Source organism: Pantoea alfalfae, assembly GCF_019880205.1.
Lineage (GTDB): Bacteria > Pseudomonadota > Gammaproteobacteria > Enterobacterales > Enterobacteriaceae > Pantoea > Pantoea alfalfae.
Genome location: NZ_CP082292.1, coordinates 3363150 through 3387596 on the forward strand (window position 1 = coordinate 3363150; position 24447 = coordinate 3387596).

The following is a 24447-nucleotide window of genomic DNA, read 5'->3' on the forward strand; positions in this document are numbered from 1 at the left end:
CATTAACCGAGGAAGCAACAATGTTGATGGTGATCTCTCCTGCCAAGACGCTCGATTATGAAAGCCCGCTGGCGACCACGCGTTTCACCCAGCCTGCGCTGTTAGAAAAGTCACAACAGCTGATTGAGATTGCGCGCGAGCTGTCACCCGCCAGCATCGCCTCGTTAATGGGCATCAGCGACAAACTGGCACACCTCAATGCCGAACGATTTAACAGCTGGCACCCCGATTTTTCCCCGCAGAATGCCCGTCAGGCCATCCTGGCGTTCAAAGGCGATGTCTACACGGGCCTGCAGGCCGAAACCTTCAGTGATGAGGATTTCAATTTTGCTCAGCAGCATCTGCGTATGCTGTCAGGCCTCTATGGCGTGCTGCGTCCGCTCGATCTCATGCAGCCTTACCGACTGGAGATGGGCATTCGTCTGGCCAATCCGGCGGGCAAAGATCTCTACACATTCTGGGGCGATGTTATCACTGAACGGCTGAATGCCGCGCTGGCGGAACAGGGTGATGAGGTACTGATTAACCTCGCCTCGGACGAATATTTCAGAGCAGTTAAGCCGAAGAAGCTGAAAGCACAAATGATTAAGCCGGTGTTCCTCGATGAGAAGAACGGCAGTTATAAAGTGATTAGCTTCTATGCCAAAAAGGCGCGTGGATTAATGAGCCGCTATGTGATTCAGCAGCGCCTGACAAAGCCGGAGCAGCTTAAAGCGTTTGATCTGGATGGCTATCGTTTTGATGCAGCCAGCAGCAGTGAGAGCGAGCTGGTCTTTAAGCGCGCGGAGCAGTAATACCCCGCGCGTAATGTCTCTCCGCGAATAGGCTTCCCGCCGCCGGGAAGCCATTTACAGCACTACTTCAGCAGGAAGGCCCGCAGTGAGGCGAAGTCCGCCGTCATCTCGTGCGACAGGAGCGGCAGATCAGCGCGCTCCGCTAACTCTGGCGGCAGCGTCAGAGTCTGTTCAAGAATCGCTTCCACACTTTCGCGGAATTTCGCAGGGTGCGCGGTACCGAGGAACACACCATATTCCCCTTCCTGCAGCTGATCGCGCAGCAGACGCCAGGCGATGGCAGCATGCGGCTCGGAAACATAGCCAATCTGAGCCAGTTCACGCATGGCGGCGCGCGTGGTCTCATCAGAGACCGCACCACAGGCGAGATCGGTTAAGCGCCAGGTTTTACGGCGGAACAGCTCTTCCACACGCGGCCAGTTGTTCGGCTGGCTGACATCCATCGCATTCGACAGCGTAGAGACCGTCAGGTTAGGCTGCCATTCGCCGTTGCCAAGGAAGCGCGGCACCGTGTCATTGGCGTTGGTGGCGGCGATAAAGCGTTTGATCGGCAGGCCCAGCGATTTCGCCAGCAGACCGGCGGTCAAATCACCAAAGTTGCCGCTCGGCACGGATACCACCAGCTGATTACGTTTTTCCTGCGGCAGCTGCGCGACTGCTTCAAAGTAGTAGCAGATCTGCGCGAGCAGGCGGCTGATGTTGATAGAGTTTGCCGAGTTCAGACCAATCGTCTTTTTCAGCTCTTCATCATCAAACGCCTGTTTGACCAGCGACTGGCAGGCATCAAAATCGCCGTCGATAGCGATGGTTTCGATGTTACCGCCCAGGGTACAGAAGAGTTTCTCCTGCAACGGACTGATTTTGCCCTGCGGATAGAGGATCACCACGCGCACGTTCTTCATGCCGTAGAACGCGTGCGCCACGGCCGCGCCGGTATCACCGGAGGTGGCGGTCAGAATGGTGATCTGCTCATCTGAGCCTGAAACATACGACAGCATCTGCGCCATGAAACGGCCGCCGAAATCTTTAAACGCCAGCGTCGGACCGTGGAACAGCTCCAGACAGGCGATATCTTCGCTGACCTGTTTCACCGGGGCCGGAAAAGCAAAAGCGGCTTTAACACGCTCATGCAGCTGATGGGCCGGAATCTCGTCACCAATGAAAGCCGAGAGAATTTTGCTGCTGCGGCTGACAAAATCCATCTCCAGCATCGCGTCGATGTCGGTCAGTTCAAACTCCGGCAGTTCCAGCGGAAAGAACAGACCCTGCTGCGAACCCAGACCCTGTTTCACCGCCTGGGCGAAGCTGACCTGCTCGTTGTGATCCTTAAGATTGTAGAGTTTCATGCGTTATCCCAATTGTCGTGCGCCAGCCGTGTCGAGACGGCAGATATGGACGAAGCCTTCATCATTCTGCAGATAGTGCTGGCTCAGCCAGTCAGCCATCCGCTGTGCCGTTTCCATCTGATTGCAAACGGCGAAAAGTGTCGGACCAGAGCCGGAGATGCCGCACGCCAGTGCGCCAATCTCTTTCGCGGCCTGCCGCGCCTCGGCGAAACCTGGCAGCAGCCGGGTCCGATAAGGTTCGGCAATCACATCCTGCATAAGTTTAGCTGCCAGCTGCGGCTGACGCGTATGGCAGGCGTGAATGAAGCCGGCCAGCAGGCGGCCATGCTTAATGCAGTCTTCTTTACGGTACTGCGCCGGTAAAATGGCGCGTGCTTCTGCGGTCGACACTTTAATGCCCGGGTAGGCCATTACCCACAGCCAGTCGTCAAAGCCTGGCACCGCCTGGCTGATGATGTCATTCTCCTGAAGCATCAGTTGAATGCCGCCGAGGAAGCAGGGAGCGACATTATCATAATGTACGCTGCCGGAGATTCGCCCTTCCAGCTCACCCATCAGCGTCAGTAGCGTGCTGTCGCTGAGAGGCTTGCCGCAAAACTCGTTCATCGCCATTAAACCGGCCACCACCGAGCAGGCGCTGGAACCCAGCCCGGAGCCAATGGGCATATTCTTCTCCAGCGTCATCGCCACCGGGATCTCTTTGCCAATCGCCTCGCAGAAACGCTGCCAGCACTGATAAACGATGTTCTCTTTGGGATCGGCGGGCAGCTTACTGACAAAACGTCCGGCGTTGGTCAGTGAAAACTGCTCTGCCGCTTCCACGGAGACGCAGTCACCCAGCAGGGAGCCATCTACCGGCGAAACCGCCGCGCCCAGCACATCGAAGCCGACGCTGACGTTACCAATCGAGGCCGGTGCGTAAATTTTTACCATGATTAAACTCCCAACTTCCATGACAGCGTACGCAGCAGGTCGGCAAAGACACCGGCCGCTGTAACATCATTTCCTGCACCGTATCCGCGCAGCACCAGCGGAATCGGCTGATAGTAGCGGCTGTAAAACGCCAGCGCGTTCTCACCGTTTTTCACTTTATAGAGCGGATCGTTGCCGTCAACGGCGTCGATCTTCACTTTGCAGACGCCGCCCTCTTCAATCACGCCCACGTAGCGCAGCACTTTGCCCTCACTCTGCGCCTGTGCAACGCGGTCAGCAAAGGCGTTATCCAGCTCAGGCAGACGCTGCATAAACTGCTCCACATCCTGAATTTCGACAAGGCTGGCGGGCAGCAGCGGCTCGATCTCAATATCACTCAGCTCAAGCTGATGACCCGCTTCACGCGCCAGAATAAGCAGCTTACGCGCCACATCGGTGCCGGCGAGATCGTCTCGCGGATCGGGTTCGGTAAAGCCCATTTCACGCGCCATGTTAGTGGCTTGCGACAGCGAGATCCCTTCGTCCAGCTTGCCGAAGATGAACGACAGCGATCCGGAAAGAATACCGGAGAAGCGCAGCAGTTCATCACCCGCGTTCATCAGGTTCTGCAGGTTCTCAATCACCGGCAGTCCGGCACCGACGTTGGTATCATAAAGGAATTTACGTCGTGAGTTGGCGGCGGCGGCGCGCATCTGCTGATAGTAATTCCAGGAGGAGGTATTCGCCTTTTTGTTCGGCGTTACCACATGGAAGCCTTCGCTGAGGAAATCCGCGTACTGATCGGCAACGGCCTGGCTGGAGGTACAATCCACAATGACCGGATTAAGCAGGTGATACTCTTTCACCAGACGGGTCAGGCGTCCGAGATTGAACGGCTCTTTCGCTTCGGCGAGTGCCGCCTGCCAGTTGCTTAAATCGATGCCGTGGACATTTGTTAACAGCGCATGCGAGTTCGCAATGCCGCAGACCCGCAGATCGATGTGCTTCTGCTTCAGCCACGCCTGCTGGCGATGTAACTGATCCAGCAGCGCACCGCCGACACCGCCGACACCGACCACAAACACTTCGATCACCTGATCGGTGGCGAACAGCATCTGATGCACCACGCGCACGCCGGTGATCACTTCGTCATTATTTACCACCACCGAGATGGAGCGCTCAGAGGAGCCCTGCGCAATCGCCACGATATTGATATTGGCGCGTGCCAGCGCCGAGAAGAATTTCGCTGAGATGCCACGCAGCGTGCGCATGCCATCGCCCACCACCGAGATCACCGCCAGGTTTTCAATGATGTCCAGCGGATCCAGCAGGCCATCTTTCAGCTCCAGGTAGAACTCTTCTTCCAGCACATGACGCGCCCGCGCCAGCTCGCTCTGCGGCACGCAGAAACTGATGCTGTATTCGGAAGAGGATTGAGTGATCAGCACCACAGAGATACCGGTGCGCGACATCGCCGCAAAGACTCTGGCCGCCATTCCAACCATCCCTTTCATGCCGGGGCCGGAGACGTTGACCATCGCCATATTATTCAGATTGGTGATGCCTTTTACCGGGCTCTCATCCTGTTCGCCTTCAGCACCAATCAGGGTGCCGGGCGCCTGCGGATTAGCGGTGTTTTTGATCAGGCAAGGGATCTGGAACTGGGCGATAGGCGCGATAGTGCGGGGATGCAGCACTTTGGCGCCGAAATAGGAGAGCTCCATCGCCTCCTGATACGACATTGACTTCAGCAGGCGTGCATCCGGCACCTGACGCGGATCGCAGGTATAGACGCCATCCACATCGGTCCAGATTTCGCAGCAGTCGGCACGCAGACAGGCGGCCAGCACGGCAGCTGAATAATCAGAGCCATTACGGCCCAGCACCACCAGCTCGCCGCGCTCGTTACCGGCGGTAAAGCCAGCCATCAGGATCATGTTCTGCGGCGGGATTTGACTCGCTTCAATACGGCGGGTTGATTCAGGGATGTCGACAGTCGATTCGAGGTAGTGGCCGACCGCCAGCAATTTCTCGACCGGATCAATCACGCTCACCTCATGACCGCGCGCCTGCAGCAGCGCTTCCATGATCGCAATCGAGAGTTTTTCACCACGACAGATAATCGCTGCGTTGACGCTGTCCGGGCACTGGCCCAGCAGGCTGATGCCGTGCAGTACCTGTTTTAGCTGAGCAAACTCCAGATCAACGCGGGTTTTCAGTCGATCGAACTCAAAGCCCGGCTGCGCGTCAGCGAGCCCCTGCAGCAGCTCGCTGAAGATGCGTTCGGCGTCGCTGATATTCGGTAAAGCGTCCTGACCACTGATGGTTTTTTCAATCATCGCCACCAGATGGTTAGTGATCTTCGCAGGTGCAGAGAGCACGGTTGCAACCTGTCCTTGTTGCGCATTGCTTTCCAGAATGTCAGCGACGCGAAGGAAACGCTCCGCATTCGCTACCGAGGTCCCGCCGAATTTCAGCACTCGCATAATATTAACTCTCCTGAATTTAAGCCGAAAAAAAAGCCCGCACTGTTTAGGTGCGGGCTTGTTTTCTGTTTTTCCTGTATGCGTCAGCCCGCACCGTTACCTGAGGTAATGGTGGTGGTAATAATTGTGGTGTTCAGGCTGATTTTACGCATTTAGATTTATTTTCTGTCTGTTTTTGTCTGTCCGTCTTGCTTCCAGAAGTAAAGCAAAGCGCACATTAAGTCAACCCGATTTGTCCGGCGGACAGTTTTCCACCACTGCGCACAGCCTCCGGTCAAATCGCAAAACGCTGTTCGATCGTTTGCGATGCAGAAATTCCCTGCGATCTGTTGCTGTAAAATCAGCTTTTTGCCGAGGATTTATCTGTGAGTTTTTTTTCAATATCGTGCAGCAGACGATGCAGCATCGCGCTGTCACGCTGTTCCAGCAAACCCACTCGCTGATCGATCCAGTCTGACAGCTTCTCATCATCACTGACATCGAGTTGCGCCAGCAGCTGATGGAAACGCTGACGCAGCGCCTGCAGCTGCTGCCCGTCGGCAGCGGACGCGACCGGCGCTTCAACCTGATTCAGCTTCGACAGCTGATAGCAGTAAACCATCACTGCCTGACCGAGATTCAGTGAAGGATAATCATTTGCCATCGGGATGCCGGTCAGCAGATCGACCTGCTCCAGCTCCTCGTTGGTCAGCCCGCTATCTTCGCGGCCAAACACCAGCGCCATGCTGTTGACCCACTGACGCTTTTCCAGCAGTTGCGTTTCAACCTGCTCGGGTGTGGCATAGTAACGGAACTTTGCCCGGCTGCGCGCCGTCGTCGCGACCGAAAAATCGATATCCGCTAAAGCCTCGGCAAGCGTAGTAAAGGCCTGAACATTATCGAGGATCTCACCTGCGCCATGGGCTACCCGGCGCGCTGCCGGATCCTGCCAGGCGTCGCTGGCAACGATGCGCAGCTGGCTGAACCCCATAGTTTTCATAGCACGCGCCGCAGCGCCGATATTTTCTGGCCGCGCGGGCGAGACGAGAATCAGGGGAAAAAGCATATTTATTCCATTGGTCCATTTACATAACGCCATATTAACATGACTGTTAATGATCCAGTTGTCAGAAGGCGACAAGAAAATCGGGTGTTAACAATGTTAAAACCAGTGAAAAGTGATGCCCTGAATATTTTTATCCCCGAAACCCGCCTTATTAAAGAAATCATTATTAATTTATTTAACTTCAAAGAGATAGAATGTGATTACCCGCTGGTTTCATTTTTGGTCACAGGCGTGATAAATGTAACGTAAATGATGCTTTTTGTGAGCTAAACAGGCATTCTGCGAGAAGTTTTTCACAAAAGTGTTAACGTGCTACAATTGCATTTGATATAAGTCAACGAAGCGTTGTTTTTATGCTTATCGGTTGTAGTTGGTGCTGTTAGGTTGCTGTTAATACAGTTAGGATATGCGCCATTATCATTAACGCCCGGGGCATGCAATTTTCATCCTGACTGGCTGAGCTAATACTGTTGTTGACGTTGATAGATGGCTTATCAAAATATGATTTCGTACAACGGTTCAGCGCGGCCCGCCGCTCTCGATGATGGAGAACGCCATACCGCTGTACGCCCTGTTTTCAATTTGTTGGCAAATTTTAGGTAGCTAAACATGCAGACCCCGCACATTCTTATCGTTGAAGACGAACTGGTCACGCGTAATACCCTCAAGAGCATTTTTGAGGCGGAAGGTTATGTGGTGTACGAGGCGACTGATGGCGCTGAAATGCATCAGGTGCTGACTGACAATGACGTTAACCTGGTCATTATGGACATCAACCTGCCCGGTAAAAACGGCCTGCTACTGGCCCGTGAACTGCGTGAGCAGGCCAATGTCGCTCTGATGTTCCTGACCGGCCGTGACAACGAAGTCGATAAAATTCTTGGTCTGGAAATTGGCGCTGACGACTACATCACCAAACCGTTTAATCCACGTGAGCTGACTATTCGTGCCCGCAACCTGCTGTCGCGCACTATGAACCTGGCGATGCCAGGCGAAGAGCGCCGTCAGGTAGAGAGTTACAAATTCAACGGTTGGGAGCTGGATATCAACAGCCGCTCACTGATCAACCCGAACGGCGAGCACTACAAATTGCCACGCAGTGAGTTCCGCGCCATGCTGCACTTCTGCGAAAATCCAGGCAAAATTCAGACCCGTGCCGATTTGCTGAAAAAAATGACCGGCCGCGACCTTAAGCCGCACGATCGCACCGTTGATGTCACCATCCGTCGTATCCGCAAGCATTTCGAATCTACGCCGGACACGCCTGAGATCATCGCCACCATCCATGGTGAAGGTTATCGCTTCTGTGGTGATCTGCAGGATTAAGCAGCTGTCAGATGCGATAAACAATAAACGCCCCTGCGGGCGTTTTTTTTGCGCTCAATACAGCAGGTTAATCAGTGCCACGGCATAATCGGCACGGCGCTGAGCGCATTTTTCGGTGAACCGTCGACCACTTTATCGGAGTAGGTCAGATAGACCAGAGCATTGCGCTTTTTGTCGAAGAAGCGTACAACCTGCAGCTTCTTGAAGATTAGAGAGGTACGCTGGCGGAAGACCACTTCTCCCTCCGCTTTGCCCTGCGCAATTTTATCACTCAGTTCGACCGGACCGACCTGCTGACAGGAAATCGCGGCATCAGAGGTATCTTCTGCCAGCCCCAGTCCGCCTTTAATACCGCCGGTCTTCGCCCGGCTGATATAACAGGTTACATTTTTAACGTCCGGGTCATCGAATGCTTCAACAATGATTTTGTGGTCAGGCCCGAATATCTTGAATACCGTATCAACAGAGCCAATCTGTTCGGCAAGCAGCGGGCTGGAAAAGGTCAGCGTGGTCAGCACAGCGATCATAAGACGCGTTATTGTCATGGAGTTACCATTGCAAATGGAATAGATGAGAATGTAATGTACTGTCAAACGAATTAATGACCAAACTAAAACGGGTTTAAGCCCGTACTGATTTAGCACAACCTTCCCCGGAAAACGGCCCACGTCTTTTGAGCAATGAGTGCTAATATTCTTCGAATGCGTTTAGCTGCACCACCAGAGTATGAGGATGTTTTATGGACCAAGCCGGTATCATTCGCGATTTGCTTGTCTGGCTGGAGAGCCATCTGGATCAACCCCTTTCACTGGACAATGTTGCCCAGAAAGCCGGTTACTCTAAATGGCATTTACAAAGGATGTTCAAGGACGTAACCGGTCACGCAATAGGTGCCTATATCCGTGCGCGTCGTCTGTCGAAAGCTGCTGTCGCGCTGCGGCTGACCAGTCGCCCGATTCTGGACATCGCCCTGCAGTATCGTTTTGATTCACAGCAAACTTTTACTCGCGCATTCAAAAAGCAGTTTGCTCAGACTCCGGCCTGGTATCGTCGCTCTTCCGACTGGAACTCATTCGGTATTCGTCCCCCGATTCGCCTGGACGATGAGACGCAGCCGGAACCGGCTTTCGTTACCCTGCCGGAAACGGTACTGGTGGGACAAACCCAGAACTACACCTGTATTCTGGAGCAGATCTCCAGCTATCGAGACGAGATGCGGATTCACTTCTGGAAGCAGTTCCTGCTGGAAACGGACACGGTTCCGCCGGTGCTGTATGGCCTGCATCAGGTGCGTGCCAGCCAGGACAAAGATGATGAGCAGGAGATTCTCTACACCACGGCGGTGCCTGCTGACAGCGCGGTCAACCTGCACTCCGGCCAGAGTGTTATTCTGGAAGCGGGCGATTACGTGCAGTTCACCTACAACGGCCCGCGCGTCAATCTGCAGGAATTTATCCTGCTGCTTTATGGCACCTGCATGCCAACGCTGGGACTGACCCGTCGTCAGGGACAGGACATCGAACGCTTTTATACTCATGGCGGTAAAAAGCTTAGCGAGCCACCGACCGAGATTCGGTGCGAATATCTGATTCCGATTCGCCGTCAGACTGTCGCCAGCTAAGATCAGGGCTGCCGTCTGTGGACGGCAGCTTTCACGACATCAGCGTTGCAGCTCGTCGAGCGCAGGCGCGTCAAGATGGGAAATATCCCCCGCCGTCTCCACAATCCACCCTTCTGCCAGCCAGGCACTCTGCTGATAATCGACACGTGAGATTGAGCAGTTACGCAGACGCAGGCGACGTTCCGCATACGCGGGCAGACCGAGAATCGTACTGACCAGCGATCCCAGTGCCATACCGTGACTGACCAGCAGCGGACGGCTTCCGACAGGCAGTTCGCGACAGGCATTCAGCGCGGCGTGCATGCGCGTCGCCATCTCCGTCATCGACTCGCCTTCTGGAATGCGACCGCCTTCGGTGCCGTTGACCAGCGTGGCGCGCCACTGCTCTTCCTCCGCCGTTAAACCATCCAGCGGACGCTTCTCCAGTACGCCCATATTCAACTCACGCAGCCGCGGATCCAGCGTCACTGCGCATCCGCAGGCGTCCGCAATAATCTCCGCGGTGCGGCGCGTACGTCCCAGATCGCTGGCAATCACGTGCGTGATGCCCAGATGTTTGACGCGCTCACCCACCTGATAAGCCTGTTGCTCACCTTTTTCCGTCAGCGGACTGTCGGATTGCCCCTGAATGCGGCGTTCCGCATTCCATACCGTTTCACCGTGACGAACAAGATAGACCTGTAGCATGTTAGTTTCCGTTATACTGCGACAAAAATCGTCTCAGAGCCTGTCCCATCAGGCGTCATTGTTGCAGACAGTCTGGACACGGAGCGTGCGGAATAATCCGGCGTACACGGAGTACGCGAGGATCGTGGCACTGCCCAGGTTCAGACCAGCCCATAAAATCGCCTGATGGGCCAGGCTCTTAATCACCTGAGGGTTCAATCAATTATGTACCATGTTGTCGCAGCCACAACCAACCCAGCGAAGATTCACGCGATTGCTCAGGCTTTCAGCGACGTTTTCGGCGAGGGATCCTGCCATATTGAAGGGGTCGAGGTCGATAGCGGCGTAGCAGCACAACCGTTAACCCATCTGGAAACGCGAACAGGCGCACGTCAGCGCGTCATGAATGCCCGACAGGTCCGGCCTGAAGCGGCGTTCTGGGTAGCGATTGAGGCAGGCATCGAAGATGACACCGCATTTGCCTGGATGGTCGTGGAAAACCAGAAGCAGCGCGGCGAATCGCGCTCGGCCAGTTTTACCCTGCCGCCAGTCGTGCTGGCAGGCCTGCGTGAAGGCCGTGAGCTGGGCGACGAGATGGCGCGGTTAACCGGCATCGACAATATCAAACACCAGGGTGGTGCTATCGGGGCGTTCACGAACGGCCTGCTCAGTCGCTCCAGTGTCTATCATCAGGCACTGATTCTGGCACTCTGCCCGTTCGTCCATCCGCTTTACCAGCAGTGATCAGGTGCGTCCCAGATGCGCTTCCAGCCAGCGTTTCAGCTCTGGGGGCGCCTCTTTCAGGCTGTTAGAGCCACGGGTAATGGTTGCGATGCCGACGCCGAGCTCATTTTTCAGCTCGCGCTGGCTCATTTCGCCGTTCATCAACTCTTCGATAATCCGCAGTCGGGTGCCGAATGCTTCCCGCTCATCAGGCGTCATCATCAGTTGCATCAGGGGCAATGCATGACCATCGGCAAAGGCCTGCTGCATCAGCACGACAAAGCGTTGCCAGCTATCTTCTGGCGAATGCGCATCGGTAGAGGGGGAATCAGAATGGGTCATGAAGAGGCTTCCGTACTCGCTAAAGAGTACGGAAGCTTAGCACAGCTAGTAACGGCGATTCCACTCAGCATCTGACAGGATCTTGTCAGGCTTGCCCATGAAGTGACGATAGTAGGCGTCATACGCCAGCACATTCTTCACGTAGCCGCGCGTTTCAGAGAACGGAATGGTCTCAATAAACGCGACGGCGTCGAGATTGCCTGCACTGGTTTTCTGCCAGCTTCGCACCCGGCCCGGCCCGGCATTATAGGCGGCGGAGGCGAAGATCCGGTTCTGGTTAAACTGCTGATAGACATATTCCAGATACTGCGTGCCGATCTGGATATTGGTTTCCGGATCCAGCAGCTGGCTGGTATTGCTGTAGCCAGGAATGTTATACATCTTCACGGTGTGCGCCGCGGTGGCAGGCATAATCTGCATAAGACCACTCGCCCCGACCGGCGAATGCGCTTTTGGGTTCCAGGCGCTTTCCTGACGCGAAATCGCCATCGCATAGCTCGGCGGGATCTGCTTGATCTCGGTGTTACGCTCATAGACGCTCTGCCACGCCAGCGGGAAGCGCTCTTTCAGGCTGTCCCACATTTTTGCGGTGATGGTCGCCTGCACGCTGAGATCCCACCAGTCCTGCTCATTGGCGTAACGCGCCAGCATCTGCTGCTGCGTGTGGGTGCGGCTGGCAATCAGATTGCTCCACTCGCTGCGTGCCAGATTATCCAGCCCCCAGTACATCAGTTCGCGCACGCGGGCCAGCTCCGGTCCCTGCACAGTGGCACTGTCAGGCTTCGGCGCTTCATCCACCTGCAACGGGTAGTCAACGCCAAGCCGCTGGGCGGCCACCATCGGATAGAAGCCACGCGCCTGCATCAGCTTACGCAGAATCTCTTCCGCTTCCTCTTTACGATCTTTCTCAAATAGCAGGTCAGCCTGCCAGTACTGCCACTCATCTTTCTCTTTGGCCTCCAGCGGCAGACGGGCGATCCAGGTGTTCAGACCGCGTCTGTCATGCTGAGAAAGCGCCAGGCGCACCCGGCGTTCCACCAGCGCGGTTGACTCACTGTTCATCACCACCGCATCGCGCCAGCGCGCCTGCTCAGAAGTGAGATCGCTGCCCATCATGCGCCAGACCACAATCTCTTTCAGCGCCTGCTCATCTTCCGGCCCCATCTTCTGCGCCCGGACCAGTATCGGAATCAGGCTGCGGGCATTTTCCATGTCCTGCCGCGCCACGCGCGTAAAGGCGTAAATCGTGGCCTGACGGGTGAAGTCGGTTGGCCCAACGGCGCTGGCAAACGTGCTGACCGTTAACGGATCCTGCTGCAGGGACTGTATCGCGTCAGACATGGTCTGATAGTCAGCAGGTAACGTTTTCGCCAGATAACTCACCAGGCTGTCGTTGCCCGCTTTCATCGCCAGCCGGATACGTTCCAGGATGGTAATAGGCGAAACCTGACCGGAAGCCTGCCATACCGAGAAGAGCTTATCGCAGTCGGCGGGCAGGGCTGTGCCACGCAGCCAGATCTGCTTTGCGCCATCAAACGCGGCCTGCTGCTGACCGGTGGCCCACTTGGCGTAATACCAGTTACATCGTGCCTGCACCGGCTTGGGTTCGGTCGGACTGAAGTTCAGCACGCCCTGCCAGTCCTGACGCCAGGCCAGCACATTGATAAAGCGGGTACTGAGCGAGCGTGCGGGTGGCAGCGTCGGATACTGGCGAATAAAGTTCTGCACGGCCAGGGCGGTTTCCTGATCGAGATCCTGTGCCAGCAGGCGATATTGCAGATAAGGGTAGAGCGGATAATCCTGGAGCGTCGGCAACAGCTGATCCACAGTCGCCATCTGGTTACTGTCCCAGGCCTGTTTAATTTGTTGATAACGTTGCCGTTGTTGATCCAGCGAATCGGCCCATGCGCTGCTGGCCGAACCGACCAGGCAGATCCCTATCATCCAGTTACGCCACTTCACCACGTAAATCTCCTCTGTTGCTGGGCGCCGGCGAGTTGCCAGACAGTCTTTCATGCTAACCGGGCCACCGGACTCTTGCCATGTTCTTCGCAAAATTTACGCATACGGACATTAAACGCACCGTCATCGCTCAGCGTGCGCGCCGTCATTGTGCAAATTATCATCAGAAAATCTTATCACTGAATGCATTAAACTGTTGAATCATCGTCTTAAAAAAGTGGCACATCCTTTGCTCTGTTGAATCCCATCTTGTATACCAGCTGGAATTCTTCCTATGACTTCAACCCTCGGCCTGACACTTGCCGCCTGGCAGCAGCGCTATCAGCAGGCTCCGCAACAGATAACCTCACTGCTGAGCGCACACCTGGCAGCGATGGATACCCGTGATAATGCCTGGATCTATCTCGCGACCCCGGATCAGTTAGCGGCACAGATTGCGCCACTGCTGGCGGACTATCAGCGCGATCCCGGCTCGCTGCCGCTGTTTGGTGTGCCCTTTGCGGTCAAAGACAATATTGATGTGGCGGGCTGGCCCACCAGCGCTGCCTGCCCTGCCTTTACCTATACCGCCAGCGAAGACGCGGTCGCCGTCGCCCGGCTGAAAGCCGCTGGCGCCGTCGTCATCGGCAAAACCAACCTCGATCAGTTCGCGACCGGTCTGGTGGGAATCCGCTCGCCTTATGGTGCGGTCAGTAACACCTTTGATGCTGATTATGTCAGTGGCGGCTCCAGCTCCGGCTCGGCATCCGTGCTGGCGCGCGGGCTGGTCGCTTTTTCGCTGGGCACCGATACCGCCGGTTCGGGCCGTGTGCCGGCAGGCTTTAACAATATAGTCGGCCTCAAGCCGACCAAAGGCTGGTTCTCTGCGCGCGGCGTGGTGCCCGCCTGTCGCCTCAACGACACCCTTTCGGTGTTTGCGCTGACGGCAGAAGATGCGTTTAGCGTCGCCAGCGTCATGGGAGGTTATGATGCCGGTGACGCCTATTCGCGTGTGAATCCGCGCACCGCCCCGGCCAGCCTGCCGGTTCATCCCCATTTTGCTGTACCTTTGAACCCGGAATTTTTTGATGATGCTGCGGCCGAAGCAGCCTGGGATCAGGCGCTGGAGGCATTACAGACGGGCGGCGCAACGCTGCACCCTATCGACTTCACCCCGTTCAGCAAGCTGGCTGAACAACTCTATTACGGCGCCTGGGTCGCCGAACGCACGGCGGCGGTGGGCGGGATGCTCGATCATCCGGCGGAGATGGACCCGGTGGTGCATGAGATCGTCGCCAGCGGCCTGAAATACAGCGCGGTCGATGCTTATAAGGCGGAGTATCTGCGGGCGGAGCTGACGCGCCAGATACACCAGACGCTGGCACAGTTTGATGCGCTGGTCGTGCCGACCTCGCCCACCATCCACACCCTGGAGGAGATGAAGCAGGAGCCGATTCTCTACAACTCACATTTCGGCACCTATACCAACTTCACCAATCTTGCCGACCTCTCAGCGCTGGCGCTGCCCGGCCCGTTCCGCAACGACGATCTCCCGGCTGGCATCACACTGATTGCGCCAGCCTGGCACGATCGGGCGCTGGCGGAATTTGGTCTTCGCTGGCAGCAGCAGCTCGCGCTGCCGCTGGGCGCGACCGGCCAGCCCTTTCCGACCCGGCGCACTTCGCTGCCCGCTTCACCCGACCACGTCCGGCTGGCGGTCGTGGGCGCGCATCTGACCGGCATGCCACTTAATTTCCAGCTCACTGAACGCAAGGCCGTCTGGGTCGAAGAGACGCAGACCGCGCCACACTATCGCCTCTTCGCCCTGCAGGAGGGCGCGATCAAAAAGCCCGGCCTGATGCGTGACGAACAGGGCGCTGCGATCACCGTTGAACTGTGGGATATCCCGGTCGCGCGTTTTGGCGAGTTTGTGGCGGAGATCCCCGCTCCGCTGGGTATCGGCAGCCTGACGCTGGCTGATGGCCGGGTGGTGAAAGGCTTTATCTGCGAAGGCTCGGCGCTGAAGACCGCGCTGGAGATTACTGAAACAGGCGGCTGGCGCAACTGGCTGGCATCACAGGGGAGTCACTGAGCATGTTCACCACCGTACTGATTGCCAACCGCGGCGAAATTGCCTGCCGCGCCATCCGCACTCTGAAGCGCCTCGGGGTGACAAGCGTCGCAGTCTACTCCGACGCTGACCGCAACGCGCAGCACGTTAAGCAGGCCGATATCGCTATCGCGCTGGGCGGCGACAAAGCCAGCGACAGCTATCTTCGTATCGACAAAATCCTGGCGGCGGCGCAGCAGAGCGGCGCGCAGGCGATCTGGCCAGGCTACGGTTTTCTTTCTGAAAGCCAGCCGTTTGCTGACGCCTGCGACGCGGCGGGCATCGCCTTTGTCGGCCCTACCGCGCAGCAGATTGGTGAGTTCGGCCTGAAGCACCGCGCCCGTGAGCTGGCAGCCAGCGCGGGTGTCCCGATGACACCAGGTACACCGCTGCTCGCCTCGCTGGAGGCGGCGTTACAGGCCGCCGATGAAATAGGCTATCCGGTGATGCTGAAAAGCACGGCGGGCGGCGGCGGCATTGGCCTGACGCGCTGCGCCGATGCCGATGCGCTCGCCAGCGCCTGGGAGAGCGTGCGCCGTCTGGGCGAACAGTTCTTCAGTGATGCCGGCGTTTTTCTGGAGCGCTGTATCGATCGCGCCCGCCACGTTGAAGTGCAGATTTTTGGTGATGGCACCGGCACCGTGGTGGCACTGGGCGAACGCGACTGCTCACTGCAGCGCCGCAATCAGAAGGTGGTGGAAGAGACGCCGGCACCCGGTTTATCGCAGGCGACGCGTGACGCCCTGCTCGCCTCGGCGGTTCGGCTCGGCGAGCGGGTTAACTACCGCAGCGCAGGTACCGTGGAGTATATCTACGACGTCGACCAGCAGACCTTTTACTTTCTGGAAGTGAACACCCGTCTGCAGGTGGAACATCCGGTCACAGAATGCGTCACCGGACTCGATCTGGTCGAATGCATGTTGCAGGTGGCGGCGGGCGATGCGGTGGACTGGGCACGTCTGCAGCGGCCTCCAAAGGGCGCGGCCATTGAGGTGCGGCTCTACGCGGAAGATCCGCTGAAGAACTTTCAGCCCAGCCCCGGCCTGCTCACCGGCGTTACCTTCCCTGACGGCGTGCGGGTCGACAGCGGCATCGAAACCGGTAGCGAGGTCTCCAGCTTCTACGATCCAATGATCGCCAAGCTGATTGTGCATGCCAGCACCCGCGATGCGGCGCTGGAAAAACTACACCAGGCGCTGGATGCCACGCAGCTGCATGGCATCGCCACCAACCTCGACTATCTGCGCCAGATCACCACCAGCGACGCTTTTCGCAGTGGCAACGTCTGGACGCGCTACCTCGACAGCGTCGTCCCTGCCTCCTCCGTAGTGGAAGTGCTGCAGCCCGGCACCTTCAGTTCGGTTCAGGACTACCCTGGTCGCCTCGGCTACTGGGATATTGGTGTGCCGCCTTCCGGCCCGATGGATGACCTCGCGTTCCGGTTGGCGAACCGCATCGTCGGTAACCATGAATCAGCCGCAGGCCTGGAATTTACTCTGCAGGGACCGACGCTGCGTTTCCACTGCGATGCCATTCTGGCGCTGACCGGCGCGGACTGCAACGCCCGGCTTGATGGTGAACCGGTCAGCACCTGGCAGCCGCTGGCCGTGAAAGCGGGACAGACTCTGGCGCTGGGACGCGCGCGGACCGGCTGCCGCAGCTATCTGGCGGTGCGTAACGGCTTCGACGTGCCGGAATATCTGGGCAGCCGCAGCACCTTTTCACTGGGACAGTTTGGCGGTCACGCCGGACGTACCCTGCGCGTGGCCGATATGCTGGCGATCTCACAGCCTGAACGGGCAGCCTGCACCACGCCTGCGCCAGTCAGCGATCCGCAGCCGCTCGATACCGCACTGATTCCGCACTACGGCAGTGAATGGCGCATCGGCGTGCTCTACGGCCCGCACGGCGCACCAGACTTCTTCACCCAGGCTGCCATCGACGAGTTCTTTGCCAGCGACTGGCAGGTGCACTACAACTCCAACCGCCTCGGCGTGCGGCTGGTTGGCCCGAAACCGACCTGGACCCGCGCCAACGGCGGCGAAGCGGGCCTGCACCCCTCCAACGTTCACGACTGTGAATATGCCATCGGCGCGGTCAATTTCACCGGCGACTTCCCGGTGATCCTGACGCACGATGGCCCGAGCCTGGGCGGCTTTGTCTGTCCGGTAACTATCGCCAAAGCCGAGCTGTGGAAAGTGGGTCAGGTCAAACCTGGCGACACCATCCGCTTCCATCCCATTACGGCAGACGATGCGCTGGCGCGGGAAAAAGCACAGATGCACCTGGTCGACATCCTGCGACCGGAACATCCACCAACCTTTGCCGTGCCGTCGCTGGCCGAAACCGCTCACGGCTCCGCCACGATTCTGGCCGCCATTGAGGCTACCAACAGCACGCCAAAAGTGGTCTATCGCCAGGCGGGCGATAAATATGTGCTGATTGAGTATGGTGACAACGTGCTGGACCTGGCGCTGCGCCTGCGCGTCCATCTGCTGATGAATGCGCTAACGGCGCAGGCGGAGACGGGTGTCGGGGAGCTGTCGCCTGGTGTGCGTTCGCTGCAGGTGCGTTACGACAGCCGCATCATTAGCCAGTCCCGGCTGATGTCACTGCTGCTGGCGCTGGAAGCGACGCTGGGCGACGTCAGCACGCTGAAAGTGCCCTCCCGCGTGGTGTGGATGCCGATGGCATTTGAAGACAGCGCCACGCTGGGTGCGGTCAGCCGCTATCAGGAGACGGTGCGTGCCAGCGCGCCCTGGCTGCCCAACAACGTCGATTTTATCCAGCGCATTAACGGTTTAAGCAGCCGCGATGAGGTACGCGACACCCTGTTCGACGCCAGCTATCTGGTGCTGGGGCTGGGCGACGTCTATCTTGGCGCACCCTGTGCCGTGCCGATCGATCCGCGCCATCGCCTGCTGAGTTCCAAATACAGTCCGGCGCGCACCTTCACCGCCGAAGGCACCGTCGGGATTGGCGGCATGTATATGTGTATCTACGGCATGGATTCGCCCGGCGGCTATCAGCTGGTGGGCCGCACGCTGCCTATCTGGAACACCTTCCTGAAAAACCCGCAGTTCGCGCCCGATGCGCCGTGGCTGCTGCGCTTCTTCGATCAGGTGCGCTTCTATCCGGTAAGTGAAACCGAACTGAACCAGCTGCGCGAAGATTTCCGGGAAGGTCGTGCCAGCCTGCGTATTGAAGAGACGCAGTTTGATTTTGCCGCCCACCAGCAGTTCCTCGCCGACCACGCCGCTGAGATTGCCGCGTTCCGCCAGCGCCAGGCCACCACCTTTGAACAGGAAGTGCAGCTCTGGGCGCAGGAAGAGCAGAACGCAACGCAGGCGGATGACACGCCTGCCAGCGTCATCGAAGAGGAGGAGAACGGGCTGCCGGTGCAGGCGGACCTCAATGGCAACATCTGGAAAGTGCTGGTGCAGCCGGGCGACGCAGTCAGCGCCGGGCAGACGCTGATTATCGTCGAGGCGATGAAGATGGAGCTGGCGATTGTCGCCCCGCAGGCCGGTCGGGTAACGCGGATTGCCTGTCAGGCGGGCCGTCCGGTCAGTCCTGGCGACACCCTGCTGTGGCTGGAATAAGGAGCGCCGATGACAACCCAACCTCAATCCCCTAAAGCGCGCCCGGAAGCGCTGGCCGAACGGGTCTATCAGGCGCTGAAGGCCGATATTTTCGCCTTTCGCCTGATGCCGGGCGATCGTTTCAGCGAAAGCGAAATCGCCGGACGGATGGCGGTCAGCCGCACGCCGGTGCGCCAGGCGCTGTTCCGGCTGGAGCGCGAAGGCTTTGTCGAAGTGTGGTTCCGCAGCGGCTGGCAGGTTAAAAATTTCGATTTCGCCTGGTTCGAATCGCTGTATGACCTGCGCACGGTGCTGGAGTGCGAGGCGGTAAAACGCCTCTGCGCCCTGCCTGCGCCGCAGTCTGGCGCGCTGTTAAGCGAACTGAATCAGTTCTGGTGTGAGGCAGAGGCGCTCACCGAGGGCCTGGTGGTGTCGCAGCATGACGAGGCGTTTCACATGACGCTGGTCGCGGCAGCGGGTAACCCGGAGATGGCACGCATTCACGCCGAACTCACGGAGAAGATCCGCATTATCCGTCGGCTCGACTTCACCCGTGATGACCGCGTCTATGCCACTTATCAGGAACATGCGCAGATTTTACAGGCGATCTTTCAGCAGCAGACCATCGAGGCACAACGCATCCTGACCGATCACATCGCCGTCAGTAAGGCGGAGGTCAGGAAGATCACCCTGCACCGTCTCCAGCAGGCCCGGCTCCAGCTTACCGAATAACATAACAACCACCCAGGGGTTTAAATGATGAAAAGACGTTCGTTGATCAAGGCTTTCGCCCTCTCCGCTACCGTTATCAGCATGGGGTTCGCCTGGAGTGCGCAGGCGGCTGACACCATCAAAGTGGGTATCATGCATTCGCTCTCTGGCACCATGGCGATTTCTGAAACGCCACTGAAAGATGTGGCGCTGATGACCATTGATGAGATCAACGCAAAAGGCGGCGTGCTGGGGAAAAAGCTGGAACCGGTGGTGGTCGATCCCGCCTCTAACTGGCCGTTATTTGCCGAGAAAGCGCGGCAGCTGCTGACTCAGGATAAAGCGGCAGTGGTGTTTGGCTGCTGGACTTCAGTGTCACGCAAATCGGTACTGCCGGTGTTTGAAGAGCTGAACGGCCTGCTGTTCTATCCGGTGCAGTATGAAGGGGAAGAGATGTCACCCAACGTCTTCTACACCGGCGCGGCGCCTAACCAGCAGGCGATTCCGGCGGTGGAGTACCTGATGAGCGAAGATGGCGGCAGCGCGAAACGCTTTTTCCTGCTGGGTACCGACTACGTCTATCCGCGCACCACCAACAAAATCCTGCGCGCCTTCCTGCACAGCAAAGGCGTGGCCGACAAAGATATCGAAGAGGTCTACACGCCGTTTGGTTACAGCGACTACCAGACCATCGTGTCCAACATCAAAAAGTTCGCGGCAGGCGGTAAAACGGCGGTGGTCTCGACCATCAACGGCGACTCCAACGTACCGTTCTACAAAGAGCTGGCGAACCAGGGCATCAAAGCTACTGACATTCCAGTGGTCGCCTTTTCGGTGGGCGAAGAGGAGCTGCGCGGCATCGACACCAAACCGCTGGTGGGTCAGTTAGCGGCCTGGAACTATTTCGAGTCGATCGATAATCCGACCAACGCGAAGTTCGTCGCCGATTACCGCGCCTACGCCAAAGCACACAACCTGCCGAATGCGGCTACCGTCGTCACCAACGACCCGATGGAAGCAACTTATGTTGGCATCCATATGTGGGCGCAGGCGGTGGAAAAAGCGGGCACGACGGATGTGGACAAAGTACGCGCGGCGATGGCCGGTCAGACCTTCAACGCGCCGGATGGCTTTACCCTGACCATGGATCAGACCAACCATCATCTGCATAAGCCGGTCATGATTGGCGAAGTAGAAGAGAACGGTCAGTTCAGCGTGGTGTGGCAGACCGATAAGCCGGTGCGCGCACAGCCGTGGAGCCCGTACATTGCCGGTAACGACAAGAAGCCCGATCACCCGGTGAAGACCGCGCAGTAAGCGCGCGTTGCTGATGAGAAAGCGTCACCCGCTGTGACGCGGCAGCACGGCAGCACTCAACAGGCTGCCGTGCTGACCTTCCCAAACGAGGCTCCTTTTATGAATCTATGTCGCTGCTTTTTCAGCCTGCTGCTGCTGCTCCCGCTGTTTGCGAGTGCCGGACCGGCGGCTGATTTTGCCGCCGCCAGCCGCAGCCAGCAGGCCACGCTGCTGCAACAGTGGGCCACCGCACCGGACAGTCATCGCCTGCCGCTGCTGGAAGCGCTGCATGCCGAAACGGTGGTCATCGACCAGAATAAACAGCCGTTCAGCCAGCAGGGATCCACGCTGCAGCCGCTGGATGCGGTGGCGCAGCCCACAGGAAACCTGAAAAAGCTGTTTATGAACAATCGCCTGCGCGTGCTGGTTAACAATGCGCTGGCCGCCCACCAGCTGGTGAGCAGCGATGCGGCACTGCGCCTGCGCGCAGCGCAGCAGTTGCAGAATGGGGGTGCCGCTGACCAGTTGCCGCTGCTGGAACAGCGCCTGGCCGCCGAACAGGACAGCCGGGTGCATGCCGCATTAGCGCTGGCGCTGGCGAACCTGCAACTGGCGGATGACGAGCCGATGGTGCGCCTGCGGGCGGTAAAACTGCTGGGCGAATCCAGCGATCCTAACACGCAGGCCAGTCTGCAACGCCTGACTCAGCCCGCGAATGAGCCGGACGCCACGGTGCGGGCAGCCGCGGCGGAAAGCCTGCAACAGATTCAGAAACGGCTGATGTGGGGCGATCTGCTGGGGCAGGCGTTTAGCGGCCTGTCACTGGGCTCCATCCTGCTGCTGGCCGCGCTGGGCCTGGCGATCACCTATGGCCTGCTGGGGGTGATCAACATGGCGCACGGTGAAATGCTGATGCTCGGCGCGTACGCCACCTGGTGGGTTCAGAGCCTGTTCCAGCAGTTTGCACCGGACTATTTAGCCTGGTATCCGCTGCTGGCGCTGCCGGTCGCCTTTATGGTCACTGCCGCTATCGGTATGGCACTGGAGCGCACCATCATTCGCCATCTCTATGGCCGTCCGCTGGAGACGCTGCTTGCTACCTGGGGGATCAGCCTGATGCTGATCCAGCTGGTGCGGGTGCTGTTCGGGGCGCAGAACCTGGAGGTGGCGAACCCGTCGTGGCTCTCCGGCGGCTTACAGCTGCTGCCTAATCTGGTGCTGCCGTGGAACCGCATCGCGGTAATCCTGTTTGTGGTGTTTGTACTGGCGCTGACCTGGCTGCTGCTGAACCGGACCCGCCTTGGCATGAACGTGCGCGCCGTGACCCAGAACCGCGCCATGGCGGAGTGCTGCGGCGTGCCGACCGGCCGCGTCGATATGCTGGCATTTGGCCTCGGTTCGGGCATTGCCGGGCTGGGCGGCGTGGCGCTGTCACAGCTCGGAAACGTCGGGCCGGAGCTGGGTCAGGGCTACATCATCGACTCGTTCCTGGTGGTGGTGCTGGGTGGCGTCGGCCAGTTAGCGGGCACCGTGGTTGCCGCGTTCAGCCTGGGGATTCTGAACAAAGTGCTGGAGCCGCAGATTGGCGCGGTGCTGGGCAAGATCCTGATTCTGGTGATTATCGTGCTGTTTATTCAGAAACGCCCGCAGGGGCTGTTTGCGGTTAAAGGAAGGGTGACTGACTGATGACGCAACCCATCACGCTTCGCGTGGCGCGCACCGCGCCGCGCCTGACGATCGGCATCGGCGTGGCGATCACTCTGGCATTACTGGTGATGCCATTTCTGGCGCTGCTGCCCGCCACGCATCCGCTGGCGATCTCCACCTATACCCTGACGCTGGTCGGCAAAATCCTCTGCTATGCGGTGATCGCGGTGGCGCTGGATCTGGTGTGGGGCTACGCCGGACTGTTGTCGCTGGGTCACGGCCTGTTCTTTGCCCTGGGCGGATATGCCATGGGCATGTACCTGATGCGCCAGGCTGCCGGTGAGGGTTTGCCCGCCTTCATGTCCTTTCTCTCCTGGCGTGAACTTCCCTGGTTCTGGACCGGCACCGACTATTTCGTCTGGGCGCTCTGTCTGAGCATGCTGGTGCCGGGCCTGCTGGCGCTGGTGTTTGGCTTCTTCGCCTTTCGCTCGAAGATCAAAGGCGTCTACTTCTCCATCATGACCCAGGCGCTGACCTACGCCGGAATGCTGCTGTTCTTCCGCAACGAAACCGGTTTTGGCGGCAACAACGGCTTTACCGGCTTTACCACCCTGCTCGGCTTTTCGGTGACGGCGACCGGCACCCGCATCGGGCTGTTTATCGCCACCGTGCTGCTGCTGCTGCTGAGTCTGGTGATCGGCTTTGCCCTGGCGCGCAGCAAGTTTGGCCGGGTGCTGACCGCAGTACGCGATGCCGAAAACCGTCTGATGTTCTGTGGTTACGACCCGCGCGGCTTCAAGCTGTTTGTCTGGACGCTCTCCGCCGTGCTGTGCGGCCTGGCCGGGGCGCTCTATGTGCCGCAGGTCGGCATTATCAATCCGGGTGAGATGTCACCGGCCAACTCGATAGAAGCGGCAATCTGGGTGGCGCTGGGCGGACGCGGCACGCTGATAGGCCCACTGCTGGGCGCGGCGATTGTGAACGGCGCGCGCAGCTTCTTCACCGTCGCCTTCCCTGAATACTGGCTCTTCTTCCTGGGACTGATGTTTATCCTGGTCACGCTGTTTCTGCCGCACGGCGTGATTGGCCTGCTGCGTCGGAGGAAAAAATGAGTGATGTCCTGTTTACCCAGACTCAACTGGCGGATCGCCATCGGGCGCAGCGCGATCCGGTGCTGCAACTGGAGAAAATCAGCGTGTCGTTTGACGGTTTCCGGGCGCTGACCGATCTGTCGCTGCAGATCGGCGTCGGTGAACTGCGCTGCGTGATCGGCCCTAACGGTGCGGGCAAAACCACGCTGATGGATGTGATTACCGGCAAAACGCGTCCTGACGCTGGCCGGGTGATCTACGACCAGGACAGCGATCTGACCCGCCTTTCACCGGTGGAGATCGCCCGCGCCGGGATCGGCCGTAAGTTCCAGAAACCCACGGTGTTTGAGGCGTTAACCGTGTTCGAGAATCTGGAGATCGCGCTCAAAGACGACAAATCGGTCTGGGCCAGCCTGCGCGCCCGCCTCAGCGGCGAACAGCGTGACCGCATTGATGAGGTGCTGAAACTGCTGCGGCTGGGCGGCGAACGCCAGCGTCGCGCGGGCCTGCTGTCACACGGCCAGAAGCAGTTTCTGGAGATCGGCATGCTGCTGGTGCAGGAGCCGCATCTGCTGCTGCTGGATGAACCGGCCGCGGGTATGACCGATGCCGAAACGGCCTACACCGCCGAGCTGTTCCGCAGCCTGGCGGGCAAGCATTCGCTGATGGTGGTGGAGCATGACATGGGCTTTGTCGAGACTATCGCCGACCATGTCACCGTGCTGCATCAGGGACAGGTGCTGGCCGAGGGTTCGCTGCGCGACGTGCAGTCCAACGAGCAGGTTATCGACGTTTATCTGGGGCGCTGA

Annotated in this window: 20 protein-coding genes and 1 other annotated feature; of the genes, 11 read left to right on the forward strand and 9 right to left on the reverse strand. The window is 58.4% G+C overall.

The features are described from left to right. The first annotated feature begins 20 nt into the window (after positions 1–20). Entirely contained in the window at positions 21–794 is a 774-nt protein-coding gene (yaaA, locus tag K6R05_RS15840) for a peroxide stress protein YaaA (protein WP_161731697.1), read from the forward strand. Between the two features lie 62 nt (positions 795–856). Here yaaA and thrC read toward each other — a convergent pair whose 3' ends face one another. The 5 genes from thrC to K6R05_RS15865 form a co-directional block, all read right to left on the reverse strand. After that, positions 857–2140: a threonine synthase gene (thrC, locus tag K6R05_RS15845; RefSeq protein ID WP_161731698.1), complete on the reverse strand. Its 1284-nt coding sequence runs from the start codon at positions 2138–2140 to the stop codon at positions 857–859. A 3-nt stretch (positions 2141–2143) separates the two neighbouring features. Further along, positions 2144–3073, reverse strand: a complete 930-nt coding sequence (thrB, locus tag K6R05_RS15850; protein WP_013356712.1) for a homoserine kinase — start codon at positions 3071–3073, stop codon at positions 2144–2146. Positions 3074–3075: 2 nt separating this feature from the next. Continuing rightward, positions 3076–5538: a bifunctional aspartate kinase/homoserine dehydrogenase I gene (gene thrA / locus K6R05_RS15855; RefSeq protein ID WP_161731702.1), complete on the reverse strand. Its 2463-nt coding sequence runs from the start codon at positions 5536–5538 to the stop codon at positions 3076–3078. A gap of 26 nt (positions 5539–5564) precedes the next feature. Beyond that, positions 5565–5683: a sequence feature (Thr leader region), on the reverse strand. After that, complete coding sequence (thrL, locus tag K6R05_RS15860) at positions 5622–5690, reverse strand: thr operon leader peptide (RefSeq protein ID WP_071822204.1); 69 nt, start codon at positions 5688–5690, stop codon at positions 5622–5624. It overlaps the preceding feature by 62 nt. A gap of 188 nt (positions 5691–5878) precedes the next feature. Then, positions 5879–6583 (reverse strand): tRNA/rRNA methyltransferase, encoded by a 705-nt coding sequence (locus tag K6R05_RS15865; RefSeq protein WP_161731704.1) that lies wholly within the window; start codon positions 6581–6583, stop codon positions 5879–5881. Positions 6584–7192: 609 nt separating this feature from the next. Here K6R05_RS15865 and arcA point away from each other — a divergent pair. Next, entirely contained in the window at positions 7193–7909 is a 717-nt protein-coding gene (gene arcA, locus K6R05_RS15870; RefSeq protein WP_010253677.1) for a two-component system response regulator ArcA, read from the forward strand. A gap of 71 nt (positions 7910–7980) precedes the next feature. Here the strand turns inward: arcA and creA are convergent, their stop codons facing one another. Next, complete coding sequence (gene creA, locus K6R05_RS15875; protein ID WP_161731706.1) at positions 7981–8454, reverse strand: protein CreA; 474 nt, start codon at positions 8452–8454, stop codon at positions 7981–7983. A gap of 194 nt (positions 8455–8648) precedes the next feature. Between creA and robA the strand changes: the two genes are divergently transcribed. Further along, on the forward strand, positions 8649–9530 hold the full coding sequence (gene robA, locus K6R05_RS15880; RefSeq protein WP_161731708.1) for an MDR efflux pump AcrAB transcriptional activator RobA: 882 nt from the start codon (positions 8649–8651) through the stop codon (positions 9528–9530). A 39-nt stretch (positions 9531–9569) separates the two neighbouring features. On the opposite strand, the gene gpmB is transcribed toward robA, so the two are convergent. Continuing rightward, complete coding sequence (gene gpmB / locus K6R05_RS15885) at positions 9570–10217, reverse strand: 2,3-diphosphoglycerate-dependent phosphoglycerate mutase GpmB (RefSeq protein WP_161731710.1); 648 nt, start codon at positions 10215–10217, stop codon at positions 9570–9572. A 204-nt stretch (positions 10218–10421) separates the two neighbouring features. Here gpmB and yjjX point away from each other — a divergent pair, with 204 nt between their 5' ends. Then, complete coding sequence (gene yjjX / locus K6R05_RS15890; protein ID WP_161731712.1) at positions 10422–10940, forward strand: inosine/xanthosine triphosphatase; 519 nt, start codon at positions 10422–10424, stop codon at positions 10938–10940. On the opposite strand, the gene trpR is transcribed toward yjjX, so the two are convergent. Both trpR and sltY read right to left on the reverse strand, forming a co-directional pair. Continuing rightward, on the reverse strand, positions 10941–11261 hold the full coding sequence (trpR, locus tag K6R05_RS15895; protein WP_222924588.1) for a trp operon repressor: 321 nt from the start codon (positions 11259–11261) through the stop codon (positions 10941–10943). It lies immediately after the preceding gene. A 45-nt stretch (positions 11262–11306) separates the two neighbouring features. Further along, complete coding sequence (gene sltY / locus K6R05_RS15900) at positions 11307–13226, reverse strand: murein transglycosylase (protein WP_161731716.1); 1920 nt, start codon at positions 13224–13226, stop codon at positions 11307–11309. Positions 13227–13497: 271 nt separating this feature from the next. On the opposite strand from sltY, the gene atzF reads away from it, so the two are divergent. From atzF to urtD, 7 genes are all read left to right on the forward strand, one after another. Further along, a complete protein-coding gene (gene atzF / locus K6R05_RS15905; RefSeq protein ID WP_222924590.1) occupies positions 13498–15294 on the forward strand; it encodes an allophanate hydrolase in 1797 nt (598 codons plus the stop codon). 2 nt (positions 15295–15296) lie between these two features. After that, a complete protein-coding gene (uca, locus tag K6R05_RS15910) occupies positions 15297–18914 on the forward strand; it encodes an urea carboxylase (RefSeq protein WP_222924591.1) in 3618 nt (1205 codons plus the stop codon). A gap of 9 nt (positions 18915–18923) precedes the next feature. Beyond that, on the forward strand, positions 18924–19625 hold the full coding sequence (locus K6R05_RS15915; RefSeq protein ID WP_161731722.1) for a GntR family transcriptional regulator: 702 nt from the start codon (positions 18924–18926) through the stop codon (positions 19623–19625). 27 nt (positions 19626–19652) lie between these two features. Further along, entirely contained in the window at positions 19653–20921 is a 1269-nt protein-coding gene (gene urtA / locus K6R05_RS15920; protein ID WP_161731743.1) for an urea ABC transporter substrate-binding protein, read from the forward strand. Positions 20922–21020: 99 nt separating this feature from the next. Continuing rightward, positions 21021–22586 (forward strand): urea ABC transporter permease subunit UrtB, encoded by a 1566-nt coding sequence (gene urtB, locus K6R05_RS15925; RefSeq protein WP_222924592.1) that lies wholly within the window; start codon positions 21021–21023, stop codon positions 22584–22586. After that, positions 22586–23659, forward strand: coding sequence for an urea ABC transporter permease subunit UrtC (urtC, locus tag K6R05_RS15930; RefSeq protein ID WP_222924594.1), 1074 nt, complete (start codon positions 22586–22588; stop codon positions 23657–23659). Before urtB ends, urtC begins: the two co-directional genes overlap by 1 nt. Further along, the gene (gene urtD, locus K6R05_RS15935) at positions 23656–24447 is read left to right on the forward strand and encodes an urea ABC transporter ATP-binding protein UrtD (RefSeq protein ID WP_161731728.1); all 792 of its coding nucleotides are present in this window, start codon (positions 23656–23658) and stop codon (positions 24445–24447) included. Before urtC ends, urtD begins: the two co-directional genes overlap by 4 nt.